A 16,262-nucleotide genomic window follows, 5' to 3' on the forward strand; every position below is an offset into this window, starting at 1 on the left:
CACCTAAATTACCTCGAAGACACCATCGTGTGCTCGTTCAAGTTCACAATAATCGCTGTTGTGCACCTCGAAAACGACGCGCCCCTGAAAGCATGCGGTCTCGCGATGGCTGACCCCGAAGACATCTTCATAGTCAGCGACGATCTTCACGGTTGCGGCAATAAAAACCGCTTCGGCAATTAGACTGGAAATCTCAGGATAGTCGGGTTCCGGCAAACCGACAGGTGTTGTTGTCCACGTTTCTGCCGACGGAATATCTCGCCGCCAGTGGGAGTTATCTGGGTCTGGTTCATCGCCTACCCTGAAAGAGATTTGCTCACTTTCTTTTGATACAATATTTAGATCCGCACCGTGTAGCCAACGTAATTGACGCGCTGGCGTGAGACCCGAATTTTGAAACTGCACTCTCGTACTGAGCCGACCTTGACCGTCGAGTCTACACTCGACGGCTTGAACAACGACGTAAGCACGAGCTTGTGATTGATTGTTTTGCATCGAGATACGGTTGGCATCCAACGCAAGCTTGATTGTGCGTCGCCCATGCGAATAGGCAGTGATCAAGCCACCCAAAGCACCAATGCCTGCCACCAAAGTGCCAAAGGAAACCCACAACGCCCATTGAGAAATCCACGTCGCTTGTTCTGTCGCGACTGCAGACCGAAGAGCTGCGCATTCTGCAATTTGCTCCCCTTCACAAATTGTGGACACGTCAGCGGTCACCGTGGGCGCCTGTTGCCCAATAAGGAAACCACACCCAATAGCGATAGCCAATGCCATCGCAATGCCAAGAACCGGTATTACCCAATCATCTTGAACCCTGTGCTCTATGTCATTCATTCGCACTCCTAAGTGGAAAAAGCATGTATCACCCCCACCTTCCAAGTTCAGCAGCCACTTTGAGAAAATAGCTCGGGATGTTTGCGAGAACAGCACGCAAAATCTCTTCCTGCTGGCAAACTGCGCGGACGCCCGCTCGATCAGCAACATCTCCCCAGATGAGCCCCAGGAGGCCTGCGACATGTCGGTCCGCAAACCCAGCCTCGTAAAAGGCAATAGCAGCGCGATCCGTCAGCCCGTATTTAATTTGTTTCTGCAGGAGACTGGTGCCTGCATTGACCGCATCGTTCAACCCCTCGGTCAGATCCGCTATCGATGCAACGATCATCGCGACATCGTAGCTGAATCCGCTTTCACATAGCGCCACAGCGTCTTCGACAGTGACATGGTTGCGCCCAACCCGAGCTTTTGCTTCAGCCAGAGTTTCAAAGATGACGGCGTAAGATCTGCCGTCAATCCACTGTTGTAAGGCACGCGGAACTACATCTTGAACGCTTATTGACTTGATAGCGCGAGAAGTGACTAAACGGAGCGCCACCGGAGAAATTTTGGCGAATAGCTGGTTCTCCTGCACTGCCGTCTGCAGAGTGTCGAGGTTTTCGCTGAGCCATGTTTTCAGTTCGGCTACCGCTGACGGTGGCAGGGGCGACCGTCGAATAAGCGCGCGCTGGTCCCCATCGGTGTTGGCTGCTATCGACTCCCCGATCGATTGAAAAACTTCGACCAGACGACCCCGCGTTTCTTCATCAGCAAGGTGATGGGCCAACGTGTTGGCCGCAAGTTCTTTGGCCCGGACTGCCGCATCCTCACCTTCGCCAAAGGTCATGTTATCAACGAGGAATGAGGCTACGCTTTGTATAACGCGAGCACGGCCTTCTATGAACTGCCGAAATTTCTGCTCATCGATTTCAGGTTCAGCAGCGAGCGCTGCGGCCATAATTTCAGTGATACGTGCAGCATCGACAAAGGCGAGATCGAGCCATTCGGCCGGGATTTCCAGGATGATCGGCTGTGGAAAACTCATCCCTGGTTGGCTCTGTCGCGGTTGCTGATATGGATCGAAAAGCACGAGGATCGAGCTGCGAGACGGTTCGGAGTTTCGAGAATCGAGAAGTTCAACTGCGCTATTCCACGTCCGTCGGCCGCGAAATTGCTCCCGCTGATCAAAGATAGCTGGGGTCGAGAATATAACGCTGCCCTCTGTATGCATGCCGGCTCGACCTGCGCGGCCCATCAGATTTTGGAAGTCGCGCACCATTATTTGTTCACCGCCTTGGCGCGTAGATGTCACGATCAGATATTTGAGCGGAAAGTTAACACCTTGGGCCAAGGTTGAGGTGCAAACTACGAACTTGGCCAGCCCTTCTTTCATGGCGTGTTCGATCACGAGTCGGATACCTCTTGGCGTGTCGGCATGATGTGCAAATATCCCAAGCGCCGCCGCGCGAGTCGCCGGCGCACCTGCTCCGAGCTCCAGCTCGCAAAGCGCACGGATCTTTTCGACCTCGGTAGCGTCCGAAGTTTCAATTGGCCATTCAAGTGCGACACCGCGATCGACGATTTCGATGGCGCGCGAGCAGATTTTCGTCACACTGGTTTTTCTTCCACAGAAGATAGCAACGCTTCCGTTACGTACAACGTGAAGGCCGAGGAACAAGCCTACGTCACCGCCAGTTTTCTTGGGAAAGCTTCGGGGAGCAGTTTCCCTGCCGCGAAGCGGCAAAGCGATATCGCCGATGACGCGCGGCACGTAGTATTCTCGTTCGGCTGGATCCTCGGGTTGCACATATTCCAGCCGCCCACGTTGGTCTCGCCAACTTGCAAAAGCGATGCTCTTGGTCGTCGGCAGTAATCCTTCAGCACCGACAACGGCATCAGAATTGCCCAGCAACCATTCGGCAATATCTGGCGCGTTACCAATCACTGCGGAGATAAGAATGATTTGGGTCTCGGCACGGAGCGACATTCTCAGTGATGTAAGGAGTAGTTCGTAGGTTGGGCCTCGTGTCATCCCGTCGAATTGATGGCCCTCGTCGTAGATTATCAAGCCAATCCGCTCTGCGAGATCAGGAGCCCGCCGCAGCATGTAGAGAAGTTTTTCGGGCGTGACGATTAGAACCGAGTCTTGAGCAAACAGCGTATCGAGAGCGAGGTCGAATTGATAGGCATCCGATGCTTCGTCCAACTGCACGTTCTCGTCGGCAAAGGCAGTCATCAGGTCGCCTCGAATATCATGGCAGAGCGAACGATATGGGGCAACAATGACTGCGAGTTGCGTTCGACCCGATAGAAAAGCCGATCGAATGATAATTTCGGTAGCGCGGGTCTTGCCCGCGCTCGTCGGCATCTGGATGACAACCGAGCGACCCGCGAACACGCCAGCATCTGCGATCCGCTGCTGGGCTGGCCAAAGTTCAATCGGAAAATGCAATTTGGCGAGCGCGGGGAGCCAGGCATCTGGTTCCAAGCCTGATGCTGGAGGCAGGATGGTCCGTGCGGCGTTTCGGAGTTTGAGCGCACACAAAGCCCCGGCAATGTCGGAGTAAAGCAATTCCCGCGGCGACCCTGATCGATGGAAATAGCTACGAAGTGTGCTGCAAACCTGAGCAACGGCACCTGCTTCAACCTGAAAGTGGACGTAGCGACCCATTGCCTGCAGAAGCTCGTTCGTTACAGCTTGATGTGCGTGAGGTTCCTCAATGGGAACGAAGCTGTTCTGGAGGATACTATAGACGAGATGGCCGAGGCCTCCCGCAAGGTCGATCTCTGGCGTAGCCATCTGTCGTATGATCACGGTTGCGCTGCCGACATTCCCGGCAATGTAATAAGCTGCTGCGCATAGCAGGGAAAACTCAGTGTCCAGATCAGCATCGAGCTGTGCGTTCAGATAAGAATCGAAAAAAATAGAGGCAAAGCGGAGCACTTCTTGTGTATCTTCGTCCAACTCCCCCCACCCGAGGGGTTGGGGAAGCGCAGCCGACGCGACAGCTGCTTCTTCGAGCGTATCGGCAACGGCGGCCGCAACGTCTCCCAGGATGCCTATCGCCAACGAAAAGAGCATAGACGGGTCGCGGGGTAGGTCATTGAAGTCCGCTGGTGCAACGCGGAATTCGTGCATTTTTGCCCGTGCTCGCGCGGTGGACAGAATGTTCAAAGCGGTAGCTTCAGGCCTCATCGGCTGCTCTCTCATAGAGCGCGTGAACTAACTTCATGAGCGATGGTCCGCGGATCACCAGAAGTCGCAAATTTGCATGGTTGAAGTGAGCCGCACCGTCAGTCGCCGCGAGATCGATCTCGTCGAATACGGCGTCATCAAGAATGGCGGCCGCACCATTGATCCGGCGGAAGGGGCGGTCAGCTTGATTTTGAAAGCGCTCGACCTTGCGGGCATCGCCTATCTCTCCCCGATCGAAAAAGCGCCGTTTGATGGCATTGAGGCTCATTCCCTCCCGAAGTCTGTCCTTGATACTGTCGTCGACCGCATTCTGGAGGCGGTGCGAGGCGGTTGCTGACATGCCGGATTTCGTCTCGAAGATAAAAAGCTCGTCGCTTGGGTCAGGATTGTCCTCGTTAGCAAATTTGAACCCAATGACATCGCACCCCTTGGTGGAATCATTTCGGTTCCAGCGATCTTGGTAACGCAACTCACGCGGGCACCAGTATCCCAAGAAATATTCGATGAAGTCGGCTACGATGATTTCGCCGAAGTCTCCCGATCGAAGGCTCGGCCCAGGCGCCACCTTCGCATCGGGTAGGAGAGTTGTTCGTAGGTAATCCGCATGGCTGAGACCGGTGCCCCCAGCCATGAACGACAAATCAGCATCGTCAATATAGTGTTCGCGGAAATGCCGGGCCCAATTCGAAAGAATCTCAGCATCGTCTTGCGGGCTAAGCATCCAAATCTCTATTTCACGACCGCATCTTGTCGTTTGACGTTCTCCAGTATCTATTAACCAATTCAAATGGCTTGGCGTCACCATACTCCTAACTACCCCGTGTTCAATTTTCTTACTAAAGAATATTCACCGTAGATCAAGCAACCCACGGCGCAACCTATCATCGTCCATGTTGGCAAGCTTAATGAGCGACTTTCGCTTAAATGTTGCAATCACCCCGAGCAGCTTCGCTGCTCGGGGTGTTCCTTTATTAGTTAGCTGCCCAGGATATCAAACAAACAGCGGTGTGCGGCGACGTGGTCGAGCACACCGTCGCGGCTGTTGAGGAAATCCTGGAACAGGTATTGCAGCTCGATGAGTTCATTTCCGCGGTCGGAATAGACTGGCGTTTCGCGAGTTTCGCCGCAGGGCCCGAAGTCATCGTAACCCGTTTCCTGGTACCGCTCTTCGCTGCCAAGGCATTCGGACGCGATACTGCACTCCAGGATATCCATGACGGCGTCGAAACCACCTTCATCGGCTTCATCGAAGGGTTGGCGATCTTTCAGGCGCGCAAAGCAACGCGATACGAACGCCACATCCTTAGCTGTGTCGCCCAGGTGAAGCGCTTTGGCCCTCTCGGCGACCTGCCTCCCTAATCCTACAGCCTCGGCCGCCAGGTCATCCATGTTTTGCTTGTTGTAAAGTACGTGCATCGTCGTGTTATCCCTTGAGTTAAGTGTCGTTCATTGGGGCGCCCGGGATGGCCGCCCCTTCAAGACAGCCAGCCCCGGAAGGGCCGGCTCTCGGGGATCACGCGACTTGCCCGACTTTCTGTGGTGCTTCGCAATGGATGTTTCGGATAGGTTCGTTTTCAGCGATCTTCTGGAGCAAGGCGTCCAGTTTCTCGGCCAGCAAGCAGCACTCATTTACAAAGGTGGATTCAGGATTGATCAAGGCAAAGAGGCTGCTCTCAATTCGATCAGGATCACTGACATGCTCCAGCTTCAGCAACCTGTGGAAGGCCACGAGATGGCTACTTTGAGCCGGTGTCAGACGCTGAGTGTGGCGTACTGCTTCACTAAGCAGGAACACGCGCGCACTCGCCCCTGGACCGCCCAGTTGGTATACAGCCTTGGCCAAAACCGACCCATGATCGCGCAGGAACCTTTGGACATGGATCAGGTTTGGGCAAGGCTTAGGAGAGAACGTTTGATAGTAGGTCATGTTTTTCATTCCAGAAAAGTGCTGCTCCAATCGGCAGCTCAAGAAGCCCGTTTCCTCCTTTCAGAGGGCAATTTAGCCAGACGCTCTGTAGCAGCAGCATCGTCTATCGGTCTGGCTTAAGTTGATGTTTGTGTTGGTTCGGCCTTACCAGAGTTTCCTGATCTGCGCGGCCTCACAAAAAGGCCCGCGCAAGATCCGAAAATCGGGCGCACGTGGATTAACCTCGTTCCAGAAAGATAAAATATTCTGAGGTCGTGACATCACTTTGATCCAGCCTCTCTACGCACCGCTTTCCCCATCCTTTTTTCCATGATGGGGCAACTTTGGCTCACGTAAGGGCAGCTCGCACATGTATCGCAGAAGCCGCCCACGCCAATGTCCACTGGGCGCTCTTCCTCACCGAACACGTCCTGCAGAAAGCTATCTGAGGCCCTCGCTGCGCGGATCTGCACTCCGCGCACCCTGGCACGCTGCTGTTGCGGATCTACAAGATCAAGATTTTTCATGATCCGTCCCACGACCTTTTCATCGTCTATTTCTGTAATCTCTCCAATGTGCGATTTTCCAAAATTTGGTCCGACGAGCCGCCGAGCTTCCAAAGCGACGTTCGTTGCCGAGAGCATGTATTGACCACGCCTCACCAAATTTGTCGCTGCCTCCCTGACAATGTCCGATGGTTCAGTGTCATCGTTTGCAGCAACAGTGCGAGACCGCGCCAAAGAACGTTCCAATTCGGCCTTGAGCTGACCATCACCAGCAACCTCAGCGAGAACCCTCAAAGGTGCCGCAATCTGATCCTCGCGCTCTGATGGCGGCACTTGATCGCGATATACTGCGTCTACGATTTTTACATTCTCGAACGCCCAGACGTGCAGCTTATCTTGCAACTGCTTAAGCTCTGACGCCCCTGGCCCCCTCACTCCCATGCGATCCTCAGCAACCGATTTTGGCATCTTTCTCGTGGCAACTCGGATCATTCTTGAACCCAAGATCCCGTCTGTTCCAACGGTATTGTTGATCACCTTGATACCAAATCCATTCAATTCACGAACGCGAAACCCGTTGGAACTATCTGTCCAAACCTTTTTCGCAGTGTCCGCATTGTAGGAGACTTTCAGAAATTGAATCAGCTCTGTATAGCCACTGTCATTTCCACGTTTTTGTCCAATACTCTCCAGATCGTCGAAAACTGTAAGCCCGCGACCTTCGTGCATCATACGCGCCGCCGAAGCCGCAGAGGTCTGACCGATGATACTTCCATTCGCCCCAATCTGGGAGAGCACGATACCAAGTTCGCTTTTGCCCGTGCCTTTGTCCCCGCATACCAACAGGTAAGGCACAGCCTTAAAGACAGGCTGTACGAAACTTGCGACAACGACCAAAGCCAAAGTCGTGTAGTCATCGGAGTTGGGAAGCCATACCGCTCTCACGAGGCAGTCCCGAACCGCCCAGATCACATCTGAGAGCGGGCCACTCAAACAGCGCCCCTCTTTCTTGGCGGCAAGAAATTCTTGAATATTCTGCCAACTCCAGCTCGTATTCCTTGATGGCACCGGCGGCTCATCAACAAGCGTACCATCGCTGAGACGCCAGACTCTTTGATCCATTGGTGTCCCCGGCTTGGAAGGCATCTCCGAGGCCGTAAGCACATCCCCGTCCGATCGGATGACGACTGTTTCTATCTTTTCGACGGTCGTGGATTTCCCTCCTTTTTCTGTATGTACCTCGCGCAACATTGTACGCGTAGGATAATAGAGGCAGCCGTCATGAAATGCGCGACCTACGTCGACCGGTTGATAGGCTTGACGACCAAGTTTTGGTGAGTTTTTTTTCAGAATAGCGTTATCCTTTACGTCGTTAACGTTTGCCAAAATCTTCGAAAATTTAGGAGTTTCCCCAGCAGGCGCGGCCGCGAGAATGCCCCATGTCGAAGCCATCGTCGGCAGAGACACTCTCGCAAGTGGTTGACAGGCAAAGCGAAGAAGACGTTTGTTGCGTTCTTCGTCTGTTGACGGCAGCGCACTATAAATGTCCGTCCATTGCTGCCAGAATCCCAGGGATTGCCATTCTTCCGGGTCACCTGCTCCCGACGCCCCAAGCACCTGAATATTTAGGCTGGGATCTTGATCGACCAATTGGCAGATTGAGTGGAAGTCTTCCATGCGAACAATGACTACAGGGCAACTCACCCTCTCAGGATAGCCCACGTGGGTCATCGGCTCCCCTTGCGACCAAAAATGGCTCGGAGCGTTAACGGTGACACCGGTCATTTCGATATGAATGTAACGCTTTACCGGCCCAAGAACTGTCATTCTCGGGAAACACAGCGCGTCATGAAATCGCCTGATATCACGACTTCCAGATTGGCTAACAAGCCCAAGATTGTGTTTTTCGATGATGGAGCGACCGATACCCCGCTCCTTCAACCACCCCATTGCCAATTTGTTGCGAAGCAGCTTGTTTTTGCGAGCTTTTAACTCCTCTTCGTTCGGGGATTTAGCCATGCCAGAACCTAAATCTGACCTTGCTTTGTGGAAAGTGTCGGGGCGCTTTGACATATTACTTGCCTCCCATTGTTGGTGGGGTACGACCACGCCAATTTTCCAGAAGCTTATGGTAGCGAGAAAATCCGTCAGAAGAAGCAAGGTGGGCATAGTCCTTCATCACAGTCTCAATACGATCGCCCAGGATGAGGGAAACAGTTACGAAATCGTCAGGATGATTTTTAAGCCAAGATGTCGCGACGATGTGCCGATAAACATGAGGATTCAGCTCGCTATACTCCGGCAAATACAACCGAGAAACGGTCACAAATATTTTCCAGAGGTCAATATTAGAAAGCTTGTTACCGCTGTCTGTGAGGAACAGTCTCTCATCCATCGAAATTCCCGTAGGCCAATGTGGACGGACGGATTGAATATAGAAATTTAGCCACGAAGAGGCCGATGGGCTTACGATCCCAAGATAACCGTAGTCCTTCTCCTTGTGAGGGTTCTTCACTTCATGTTTTTCCAAATATATCTGAAATACATCGCCGGTTTTCCTCAGCCGACCGCTTCCATCTTCGCAAAAGTTCAGACAATGCAAGTTGTCCGCACGAATAGGGTTGCTGACAGTCAACTCAAGCAATGTCATGTTGCGAGCCCACACCATCCAACTCTGAGAATTCTTATCAAGGTGACGAGGCTCGGACCTATGCAAACGCTCAATCATAGTCTGCACTGGAACCAACGGGTCCTTGATTTCGAGAATTTTCGAGTGACGGCTACTAACGCGTTTCTTCTTTTTTACCTTGGAAGATGAAAAGGAGTGTTGCAAACTACGAAACTCTGCGGACGCGCGGCCGCAGAAATCGGACCATTCACGTATTCTTTTCTGGAACAGCTCATTTTCTTCAGTTCGCAGAATAGGGCCAGACAAGGGCGGGAACCCCATTACTTGGCACGCAATTTCATACGATTGCGAAATTGCCCCGGTTTTTGGGTTCGTCAGCCCACTCAGCGACAAACAATAGCCGGGCTGAGTTTCGGCAATCCCGCCGTTCCGGTTTGCAAGCCACTGGAGCCAACGCTCGATTAAGTCGAAGTCAAACAACAAGGAGATTGAAAGCTCTGCCGCGTTCCTCCCTTCACCAGTCATCCAGGAAACATATTGATCAAAGTCCTCTTCCTGCCATTTTACCAGCGTGGTCTTAAGGCGAGCAAGCACCAACTTTTCCGAAACCTTCTTGTCTGAAGGAAGCACGCAAAACCCGAAAAATGATCCAAGCAAGTTGTGGAAACTTCCCTTAGAAGAACATTTCCCATCACTTTCCCTAATCTTCCACTGAGACTTCTTATTGCGCAATTTCGGTGTTCCGTCGGGCAGCTGCCCAGGCGTCATCCGCATATGAAACCTCTCGATGTCATTAACCGATTGCTGCAGTGTTGGAGGCCAATTTTCAAATTTCAAATAATAGGAAAACCCGGATGGTTTGAGTTTTTTTGAAACTGGACGACGGGCCCCATCCTTGATGAGCATCGGGCGCATAATCCCCCAATCAAGCTCCAGAAATACGCAGAGTTGTTCCAGCCTCTGCTCTATTCTCTTGGAGTAATTAGGCAGATATTTTCTCTTTTTACTAAATAGATGTCCAACGTAGCTTGATTTCTGCCCGTTGGCTTTGCGTTCAAGCTCAGACCAACTTTTGATCTTACGATCAGCAATTTTCTGTCGAATTTTTTCCAACGCCGTTAGATACTCCCAATCCGCCCCATCGTCGGACATAAACCCTTGGTCCAACAACTCAGTTGCCAGCTCATTAATCTTTGTGATGCGAGAAAGATGAGCACGAAGCGTTGACTTGTTTGCCCACTTATCCTGGGCTTTGAAACGCAATTTTGCGCGAGTATCGCCCCAGTTAGACGGAGCAAAAAACTTGTCGAGAGGCTCGCTGCCTGACACCTTCAGAGTTTCCATTACAAACTCAAATGTGTTCTTGATATTTCGGTCTGCGTCCCTTTCGACCTCAGCTTTTAACAGTATGAAAGTAGGTAGAAATTTTTGGTCGATAGTTCCTGACATCGTGATTGCCCTTCATCGCCAAGCATTGGCGCAAAGTTTCGAGGCGAGCATTCCGCTCGGACAAATCAGGACGATTTAGTCAAGAAGGGTGCCGTGTGTACGGAAACCCAAGAACCACATGATCGTGTGGCCAGTCGCAACATATATTAGTTACTTCCTTCTTTGACGAAGAAAGTTTTTGAATTTTTTTGATTTCGCATACTTGTTCGGATCATGACGCAAGCAATATAGGCCAATCCATCGCTGGAGCATGCGGAAACATGAATGACCACCTACGTGGCAGCGGATTCTATCGATTTTAACATCGTGAAATTGGTTCCTGGGTCTAAGATCCAATTTGATCTTTCCTCACGGTCCCATCTCAAAATTTGGGACCGTGAGGAAAGTTTCTCTGAAGTGCGGGCCACAGTTTGGCAGGCGATCGTTTTTTGTTCAGGGCTTCTGGTTTCATGGAGCAACCGTACACGCTCTTGGTCAACTTTGATCCCAAGGCATCATGTCGAGGTCCAAGGTTAAGTTTCTTCCTACCGCCTCGACCTAATGGACACGGCTATTCAGAAATTGCAGCGGGGAGGTGGAACATCGCTGCGAAAAACGCAAACGGACAGATTGGGGATATTGGCAGACCGACTGGTCTTGAGAATACTCTGACGAAAGCTGACTTCTGTGGATGCCTGGGGCAAATAAGCTTCGGTTGATCTATCAAGAAATTCTCCTCACGACTTTTCAGAGAAAGCGGCAGGTACCATTCACTTGCCAGCCATGTACCCCGTCGACTTGTACCGGGTGGTAGTCGGCAAAATCGTTCCTTACCTTGGCACCAGGATGGCCCCACTTTCCGAGCGGATCAGAGCAATAGAGGCTCGCTACCGGCTTAAACAGAGAAGCGATGTCATCTCTCCAGTTTGCATCCGACCCATGATGCATCACTTGGAAAATCGCACCTCGACTAATCCGATCGCCAACACTGTAGAAGACCATGAAATCAGCAACCTTCTTCTTGGTGTGGAGAAAACCGTCACCTGTCAAAATCTGTCCGAACCGATCAGTTCCCAACCAACCGTCTGGTACCTGACCGATGTGTGAAACCATCTCATGGCGCGGGATCGTCACCTTCACGTTTACAAGTTCAACTCGACCAATTGGCCCCGCATAGAGAAACAGCGAAATTTCATTCCGCCGTCGTGGCGTGATGTTTTTTGCCGTTCGAGATTTGAACGTTGCATCGTAAAGTTTAGTCAACTTCTTGAGTGCCGTCTGCCGGTGCTCTTCGTTTTCGGCGTGAGTGAGTTTGTGCGCAAGGGGGCGCGCTTTGTTCTTAAATGAATTGGTGGCAAGCGCTTCGAGCCGACAGTCGTTGTAGGGGACAAACTCCCAGGCCTGAGAGACGAGGATGTATCCCCCTGGGTGGAGAAATCGCACCCGAGGATCGGCCAGTCCATCGTCAGCTCCAAGCCCGTCGATGTCGTTTTCCCCTTCGGGCTTATGATCCTTGATCAACAGCTTCGGCAACGCCTCCGGCTCAGTCTCACGTGTTGGTTCGTCCGGCGAGATCGGGGGGGCTGCCGCCTCTCTGCCCGCGCTCGGTGGTACGAGAAGGATACGTTCGATCCGCATGTCTGCACGCGCCAGAAGAAACTCCGTCGGCGCGGTCAGGAAGGTAAAAAGATCCGATTCAACAGCAGTTTGCTCGGAAATGGCAACGATCAGCCTTTCCCAAGGAGTGAGATAGGGCAAGAGCAAGGTACCTACGCTGAATTTTTTCAAAAGGTCGAGCATCCCGCTCAAATGATCTTCGTCGAAATGCGATAGCGTCACGAGGTCGAGATGGGACGTTGCCTGATCGTTTTGGAGCGCCCTCATTTCAGCGCGCACATGTCGAGCACGGGTTGATCTGCGCGAGCCTGCCTCGGTGCCACAATCGTAGACCCAGCGGAACGGATCCTGGCCGGCCCGGTTGAAGTGACCGGAGCAGAACAGGCCCTGACCGACCGGATGGAAGCGGTAGCCGAATTCGAATTCATCTAACGATGAATTTGGCGCGCCGGCGACCTCTGCCGCTCGGTTGTGTTCCTGCCAATCACCAGTCCATGCGTCCAAAAAAAAACGGCAATTTGGCAAGTCCGAGGGAGGATAGTCGGCGACGCTGGCACAAACCTCTTCGCGCGCGATCGCAGAAATGACGTTGTGATGAACGGTCCGCTGTGGGAACGAGAAATAGGCAATGAGACGCTGCTGATTGATCCCCAGTTGCTTACGATGCTTGATCAACCCTTTGACAAGGCAAATTTCGTGATCGCTTAGCGGTACACTGTCGCGCGACACTACATTCATGATTTTATCTTTTCATAGTAAAGCGGGCAGTCAGCCGCATTCATTCGGTCACCTATTTGCTGGAGCCTTCAAAAATGATCGCAGGCTGCCGAGTCTCATTCGCACCGCCCTGGTAGCCGATCCAGAGAAGCCGTGGTTCACAGCCATTGACGGCTGCTGACATGGGCGGATAGCCGCCATTCTCTGGATTTGTACAGGGAAAGATCAAGCCGGAGCGCATTGATCGCCTCGAAAAGCATTATCGGCTCGCCATTCGAATAGCGACGGCGTTCAATGCGGCAACGTCTGGTAGTTCCTGGGCCCAACCAGCTGCAAACGAAATATCATTGGATTTTGGCCTTTGGCCTTCAGCCAAGAACGTTAGCTTAATCCTGGACGGCAAAGCAGCTGCTTCACCAACAAACAAAGCCTCTCTGCGTGGTAATGACGGCAAAAGTTTTATCAGAGCAGCCATGGAATCGGGGAGAAATCGGCCAACATGTTCTTGATCTCGGCCATTCGTCAGACGCAGTACGAGCCAAGAATTACACTGTGACAAAACTGTACTCTCAACGTCAGATGGTCTCTGTGATACCAGCATTAGGCCAATCCCATACTTTCTTCCTTCCCGCGCGATCCGGCGAATTGCATCTTGGGCTGCGGCATACTGCGCTTCTCCTCGATCAGGGACGTAGCGATGTGCCTCCTCGCAGACCAAAAGAATTGGGTCTCTTTCGCGCTCCTCACGCGTCTGTACTAACTTGTATGAAAACAACAGGCGCGCGAGAGCTGCAGTCAAAGGACCTGCCACTTCGGTAGGTAAACCCGAAATATCGAGAATCCGTATGGGCGCATTCAGCTTATCTTCATCCCCGCCGACAAACTGAGCCAAAATTTCTGCAAGCGCTGGATCTCCACCCACTTGGTTCCGCATTAAGAAAGATAACCGACTATCCAAGCGAAGAACCGATAGTTTGTCCAAAATTGAGGCGAATTTTTTCTGAAACTCACTTGGAGTTTCTGGTGCCCAAGTGGCCCCACTGGGCCGATTGTTTTGGCAAAGTTCGATATGCTTTCGAAACTCATCCAGATCGAAAGGGATTGGCCAGTCTCGATCAAACTGCACAATTTCCTCCATCGTTTTGCCGGGCGCTGGACGAGGAAGATCAGGATGCCCAAACTCATCTGTTTTTCTTGCTGCATCTTCGGCAGACAGCACCAATCCTGCTGCAAACATCCGGGCATGAGCCAGCGCCTTATAAACAACGTTTGATTGCGAAGTCGCTTCAAACTCCCCTTTTCCAACGACAAGACGACGAAATTCCTCGCTGGACATTAACCAATAAGGAAGTTTCGCTGCGCGAAAACCAGCGCCGCCATCTCCAGCGTCCTGATATGCTCGGTAGACAACAGCGCGGTCCCCAAATGCTGGGCCATACTCCCCGTGCGGGTCGATTATGATTACCCGTGGTCGTGAAAGCTGTCCGTCTTCCGTTGCTTTGTGACCAAGAACAGCGTGAAGGATAGCGGCCACGGCAGTAGACTTACCGCTACCTGTTGACCCCAGAACGGCAAAGTGCTGTCCGAACAGCTTGTCCATGTCAGCATGGCAAGCAACCCCATCTGCACCGACATACGAACCAAACGAAACAAAACGATTGGGGCCGCCTCCGCCTTGCATTTCGATGGCGGTATAGAGACGTCGCGCCTCCGAAAATGTGACGATGAAAACACCCTGGAGAGGAAGAGGTGAATTTCGAACGCCTCGGTCAAAGGTCAAAGCCTCTTTCGATTTCTGCCAGCGGGCTTCACCGAATAAGTCTGCTTCAAGTACCCGCCGATCCATCCCGTCTGTCACACCATGTGCAGCAGCCTCTTCCTCAGTCTGCAAGCGAAGCAATCGAACCATACCGAAAAGGACTGTACGACCAATATGAAGTTTCACCAAGCTCCCTATTTGACCAACTGAATACACCGTTCCACCATGGGTTTGAACGAGTTCAGTTAGACTGCGCTTCAACGATACTTTAATCGTGGTTCCAGAAATCTCGAAGACTGTACCAATTTGAATGTCTGGGTCGTAGTCAAAATCACTCATTCAATTGCCTCCGCAATATCGTCAGGCAAGCCATTTTCCAGCAAATTAGTTGCACCAGAGAAGGTCCACCAATCCCGGTCCGCCAAAGGCGCGGATGGAGGAAAATATGGCCCATTCTTTCCACGGTAGAGCCCATCTTTAGCCAGTACGAATATTCGATCCCCGGCTCCGCTTGCTCCCCACTCTTCCAGTTTGCCGCCGTAAGCACCGGCAAAGGCCACAAGGGTGGTCTTGCTTTCTGGGTGAAGGAGGTGCTGGCTAATGATAGAGTCAATGTGATCATCCCCAAAAGAATAACCGCAGACAAACAATACCTGCTGGCGCTCGTACGAAAGAAGACTGCGAAACCTCTGGAAAAGGTTTCCAAATGGGTCTTCACGAGATGCCATATACTTTGTAGATTGGGGATAGATCACAACATTTCCGTTCTCGTTCGACCTGCTTGGATAGATATCGTCATATCGAACACGGAAAACGCGCCCATTTTCTTCGCCGCTTCGGTACCAATCGATTGAACCATGGAGCTTCGTGATAATTGCTTTTAGACGTTGGTCTGTTGATGCCGCCTCAAAAAGGCGTTCATCCCAGGCAGCGATGGCACCACCAGAAAATCCGTCCGCGTATGGAATGCGTTCGAGGGAAAGAGCGTCTTCAATCAAGGTATCATAGTTTGTCGTAACAAAATGGATTGCATCCCGGCGTTCATCTAATCCAGCACGATTTACCCGATATAGTGTGCGAATAAATCGGCGGTGGTCTTCGATGGAAACGATTGGTTTGCCTTGCATTCCGACTTTTTCAGAATCTTCGCCCGATGCTGGTTGATACCCCCACCGAAGAATATCTCGAATGTGCCGCAGAATAGTGTGATGCGCAGCCTGAAGATTGATCTTCTTCACACGTTCATTTCCGATAGTGGCGCTCATGTCTTTTGCTCGCTCTGCAAGCGCTATGAGATCACCAAGATGGCTGAGAATATGTTCGATGTGGAGTTTGTCAGGCAGGTCGCAGCGCACCTCCGTAACGAGTTTATGCACATGCTCGTCGGCTGGATTTTTTTCCAGGAGGTGAAAGACTCGATCTGTAAGTGGATACATCAAAGGGAGTCCAGCACCGAAACTGATACCTGCCCCCGTCAGCCAAACTTGTCTGGGAGCGCGGAGATGATGGTCAAGTTGCCGCGCGGCTTCAATGTTCCCAGTCATAATTTCCCCAATACAAAATACCCTAATCAGACACTAAATCTCCCCTCCACTTCAACGCAACCTGAAAGAAGAATTCACCTTTCTTCATATTCTCTCTGCCTACGAAAGAACATGTTTTCGCTTGGGGACAAACCAACTCCGATA

Annotated in this window: 10 protein-coding genes; all 10 read right to left on the reverse strand. The window is 51.9% G+C overall.

What is annotated here, in order from left to right:
• Nucleotides 1-3 precede the first annotated feature (3 nt).
• The 10 genes from EDD52_RS01390 to EDD52_RS01435 all read right to left on the reverse strand — a co-directional run bounded on the left by EDD52_RS01390 (nt 4) and on the right by EDD52_RS01435 (nt 16,118).
• The gene (locus tag EDD52_RS01390) at nt 4-837 is read right to left on the reverse strand and encodes a hypothetical protein (protein ID WP_132241235.1); all 834 of its coding nucleotides are present in this window, start codon (nt 835-837) and stop codon (nt 4-6) included.
• A 28-nt stretch (nt 838-865) separates the two neighbouring features.
• Entirely contained in the window at nt 866-4,012 is a 3,147-nt protein-coding gene (locus EDD52_RS01395) for a DEAD/DEAH box helicase (RefSeq protein ID WP_132241236.1), read from the reverse strand.
• Nucleotides 4,002-4,817, reverse strand: coding sequence for a Hachiman antiphage defense system protein HamA (locus EDD52_RS01400; protein WP_481374236.1), 816 nt, complete (start codon nt 4,815-4,817; stop codon nt 4,002-4,004). Before EDD52_RS01400 ends, EDD52_RS01395 begins: the two co-directional genes overlap by 11 nt.
• Before the next feature lie 170 nt (nt 4,818-4,987).
• Entirely contained in the window at nt 4,988-5,428 is a 441-nt protein-coding gene (locus tag EDD52_RS01405; protein ID WP_132241237.1) for a hypothetical protein, read from the reverse strand.
• Between the two features lie 97 nt (nt 5,429-5,525).
• Entirely contained in the window at nt 5,526-5,939 is a 414-nt protein-coding gene (locus EDD52_RS01410) for a hypothetical protein (protein ID WP_132241238.1), read from the reverse strand.
• A gap of 260 nt (nt 5,940-6,199) precedes the next feature.
• The gene (locus EDD52_RS01415; RefSeq protein WP_132241239.1) at nt 6,200-8,497 is read right to left on the reverse strand and encodes a hypothetical protein; all 2,298 of its coding nucleotides are present in this window, start codon (nt 8,495-8,497) and stop codon (nt 6,200-6,202) included.
• A 1-nt stretch (nt 8,498) separates the two neighbouring features.
• Entirely contained in the window at nt 8,499-10,502 is a 2,004-nt protein-coding gene (locus EDD52_RS01420; protein WP_132241240.1) for a site-specific integrase, read from the reverse strand.
• 726 nt (nt 10,503-11,228) lie between these two features.
• Nucleotides 11,229-12,836 (reverse strand): ComEC/Rec2 family competence protein, encoded by a 1,608-nt coding sequence (locus tag EDD52_RS01425; protein ID WP_132241241.1) that lies wholly within the window; start codon nt 12,834-12,836, stop codon nt 11,229-11,231.
• Between the two features lie 238 nt (nt 12,837-13,074).
• A complete protein-coding gene (locus EDD52_RS01430; protein ID WP_132241242.1) occupies nt 13,075-14,913 on the reverse strand; it encodes an ATP-binding protein in 1,839 nt (612 codons plus the stop codon).
• Nucleotides 14,910-16,118, reverse strand: coding sequence for an SIR2 family protein (locus tag EDD52_RS01435; protein WP_132241243.1), 1,209 nt, complete (start codon nt 16,116-16,118; stop codon nt 14,910-14,912). Before EDD52_RS01435 ends, EDD52_RS01430 begins: the two co-directional genes overlap by 4 nt.
• Between the last annotated feature and the right edge of the window lie 144 nt (nt 16,119-16,262).

It is taken from the genome of Primorskyibacter sedentarius (assembly GCF_004342065.1).
Taxonomy (GTDB): domain Bacteria; phylum Pseudomonadota; class Alphaproteobacteria; order Rhodobacterales; family Rhodobacteraceae; genus Primorskyibacter; species Primorskyibacter sedentarius.

What these genes read in the sequence shown, in the direction of transcription:
- EDD52_RS01390 (WP_132241235.1), bottom strand. Translation starts at nt 837, where the DNA reads ATGAATGACATAGAGCACAGGGTTCAAGATGATTGGGTAATACCGGTT.
- EDD52_RS01395 (WP_132241236.1), bottom strand. Translation starts at nt 4,012, where the DNA reads ATGAGGCCTGAAGCTACCGCTTTGAACATTCTGTCCACCGCGCGAGCA.
- EDD52_RS01400 (WP_481374236.1), bottom strand. Translation starts at nt 4,817, where the DNA reads ATGGTGACGCCAAGCCATTTGAATTGGTTAATAGATACTGGAGAACGT.
- EDD52_RS01405 (WP_132241237.1), bottom strand. Translation starts at nt 5,428, where the DNA reads ATGCACGTACTTTACAACAAGCAAAACATGGATGACCTGGCGGCCGAG.
- EDD52_RS01410 (WP_132241238.1), bottom strand. Translation starts at nt 5,939, where the DNA reads ATGACCTACTATCAAACGTTCTCTCCTAAGCCTTGCCCAAACCTGATC.
- EDD52_RS01415 (WP_132241239.1), bottom strand. Translation starts at nt 8,497, where the DNA reads ATGTCAAAGCGCCCCGACACTTTCCACAAAGCAAGGTCAGATTTAGGT.
- EDD52_RS01420 (WP_132241240.1), bottom strand. Translation starts at nt 10,502, where the DNA reads ATGTCAGGAACTATCGACCAAAAATTTCTACCTACTTTCATACTGTTA.
- EDD52_RS01425 (WP_132241241.1), bottom strand. Translation starts at nt 12,836, where the DNA reads ATGAATGTAGTGTCGCGCGACAGTGTACCGCTAAGCGATCACGAAATT.
- EDD52_RS01430 (WP_132241242.1), bottom strand. Translation starts at nt 14,913, where the DNA reads ATGAGTGATTTTGACTACGACCCAGACATTCAAATTGGTACAGTCTTC.
- EDD52_RS01435 (WP_132241243.1), bottom strand. Translation starts at nt 16,118, where the DNA reads ATGACTGGGAACATTGAAGCCGCGCGGCAACTTGACCATCATCTCCGC.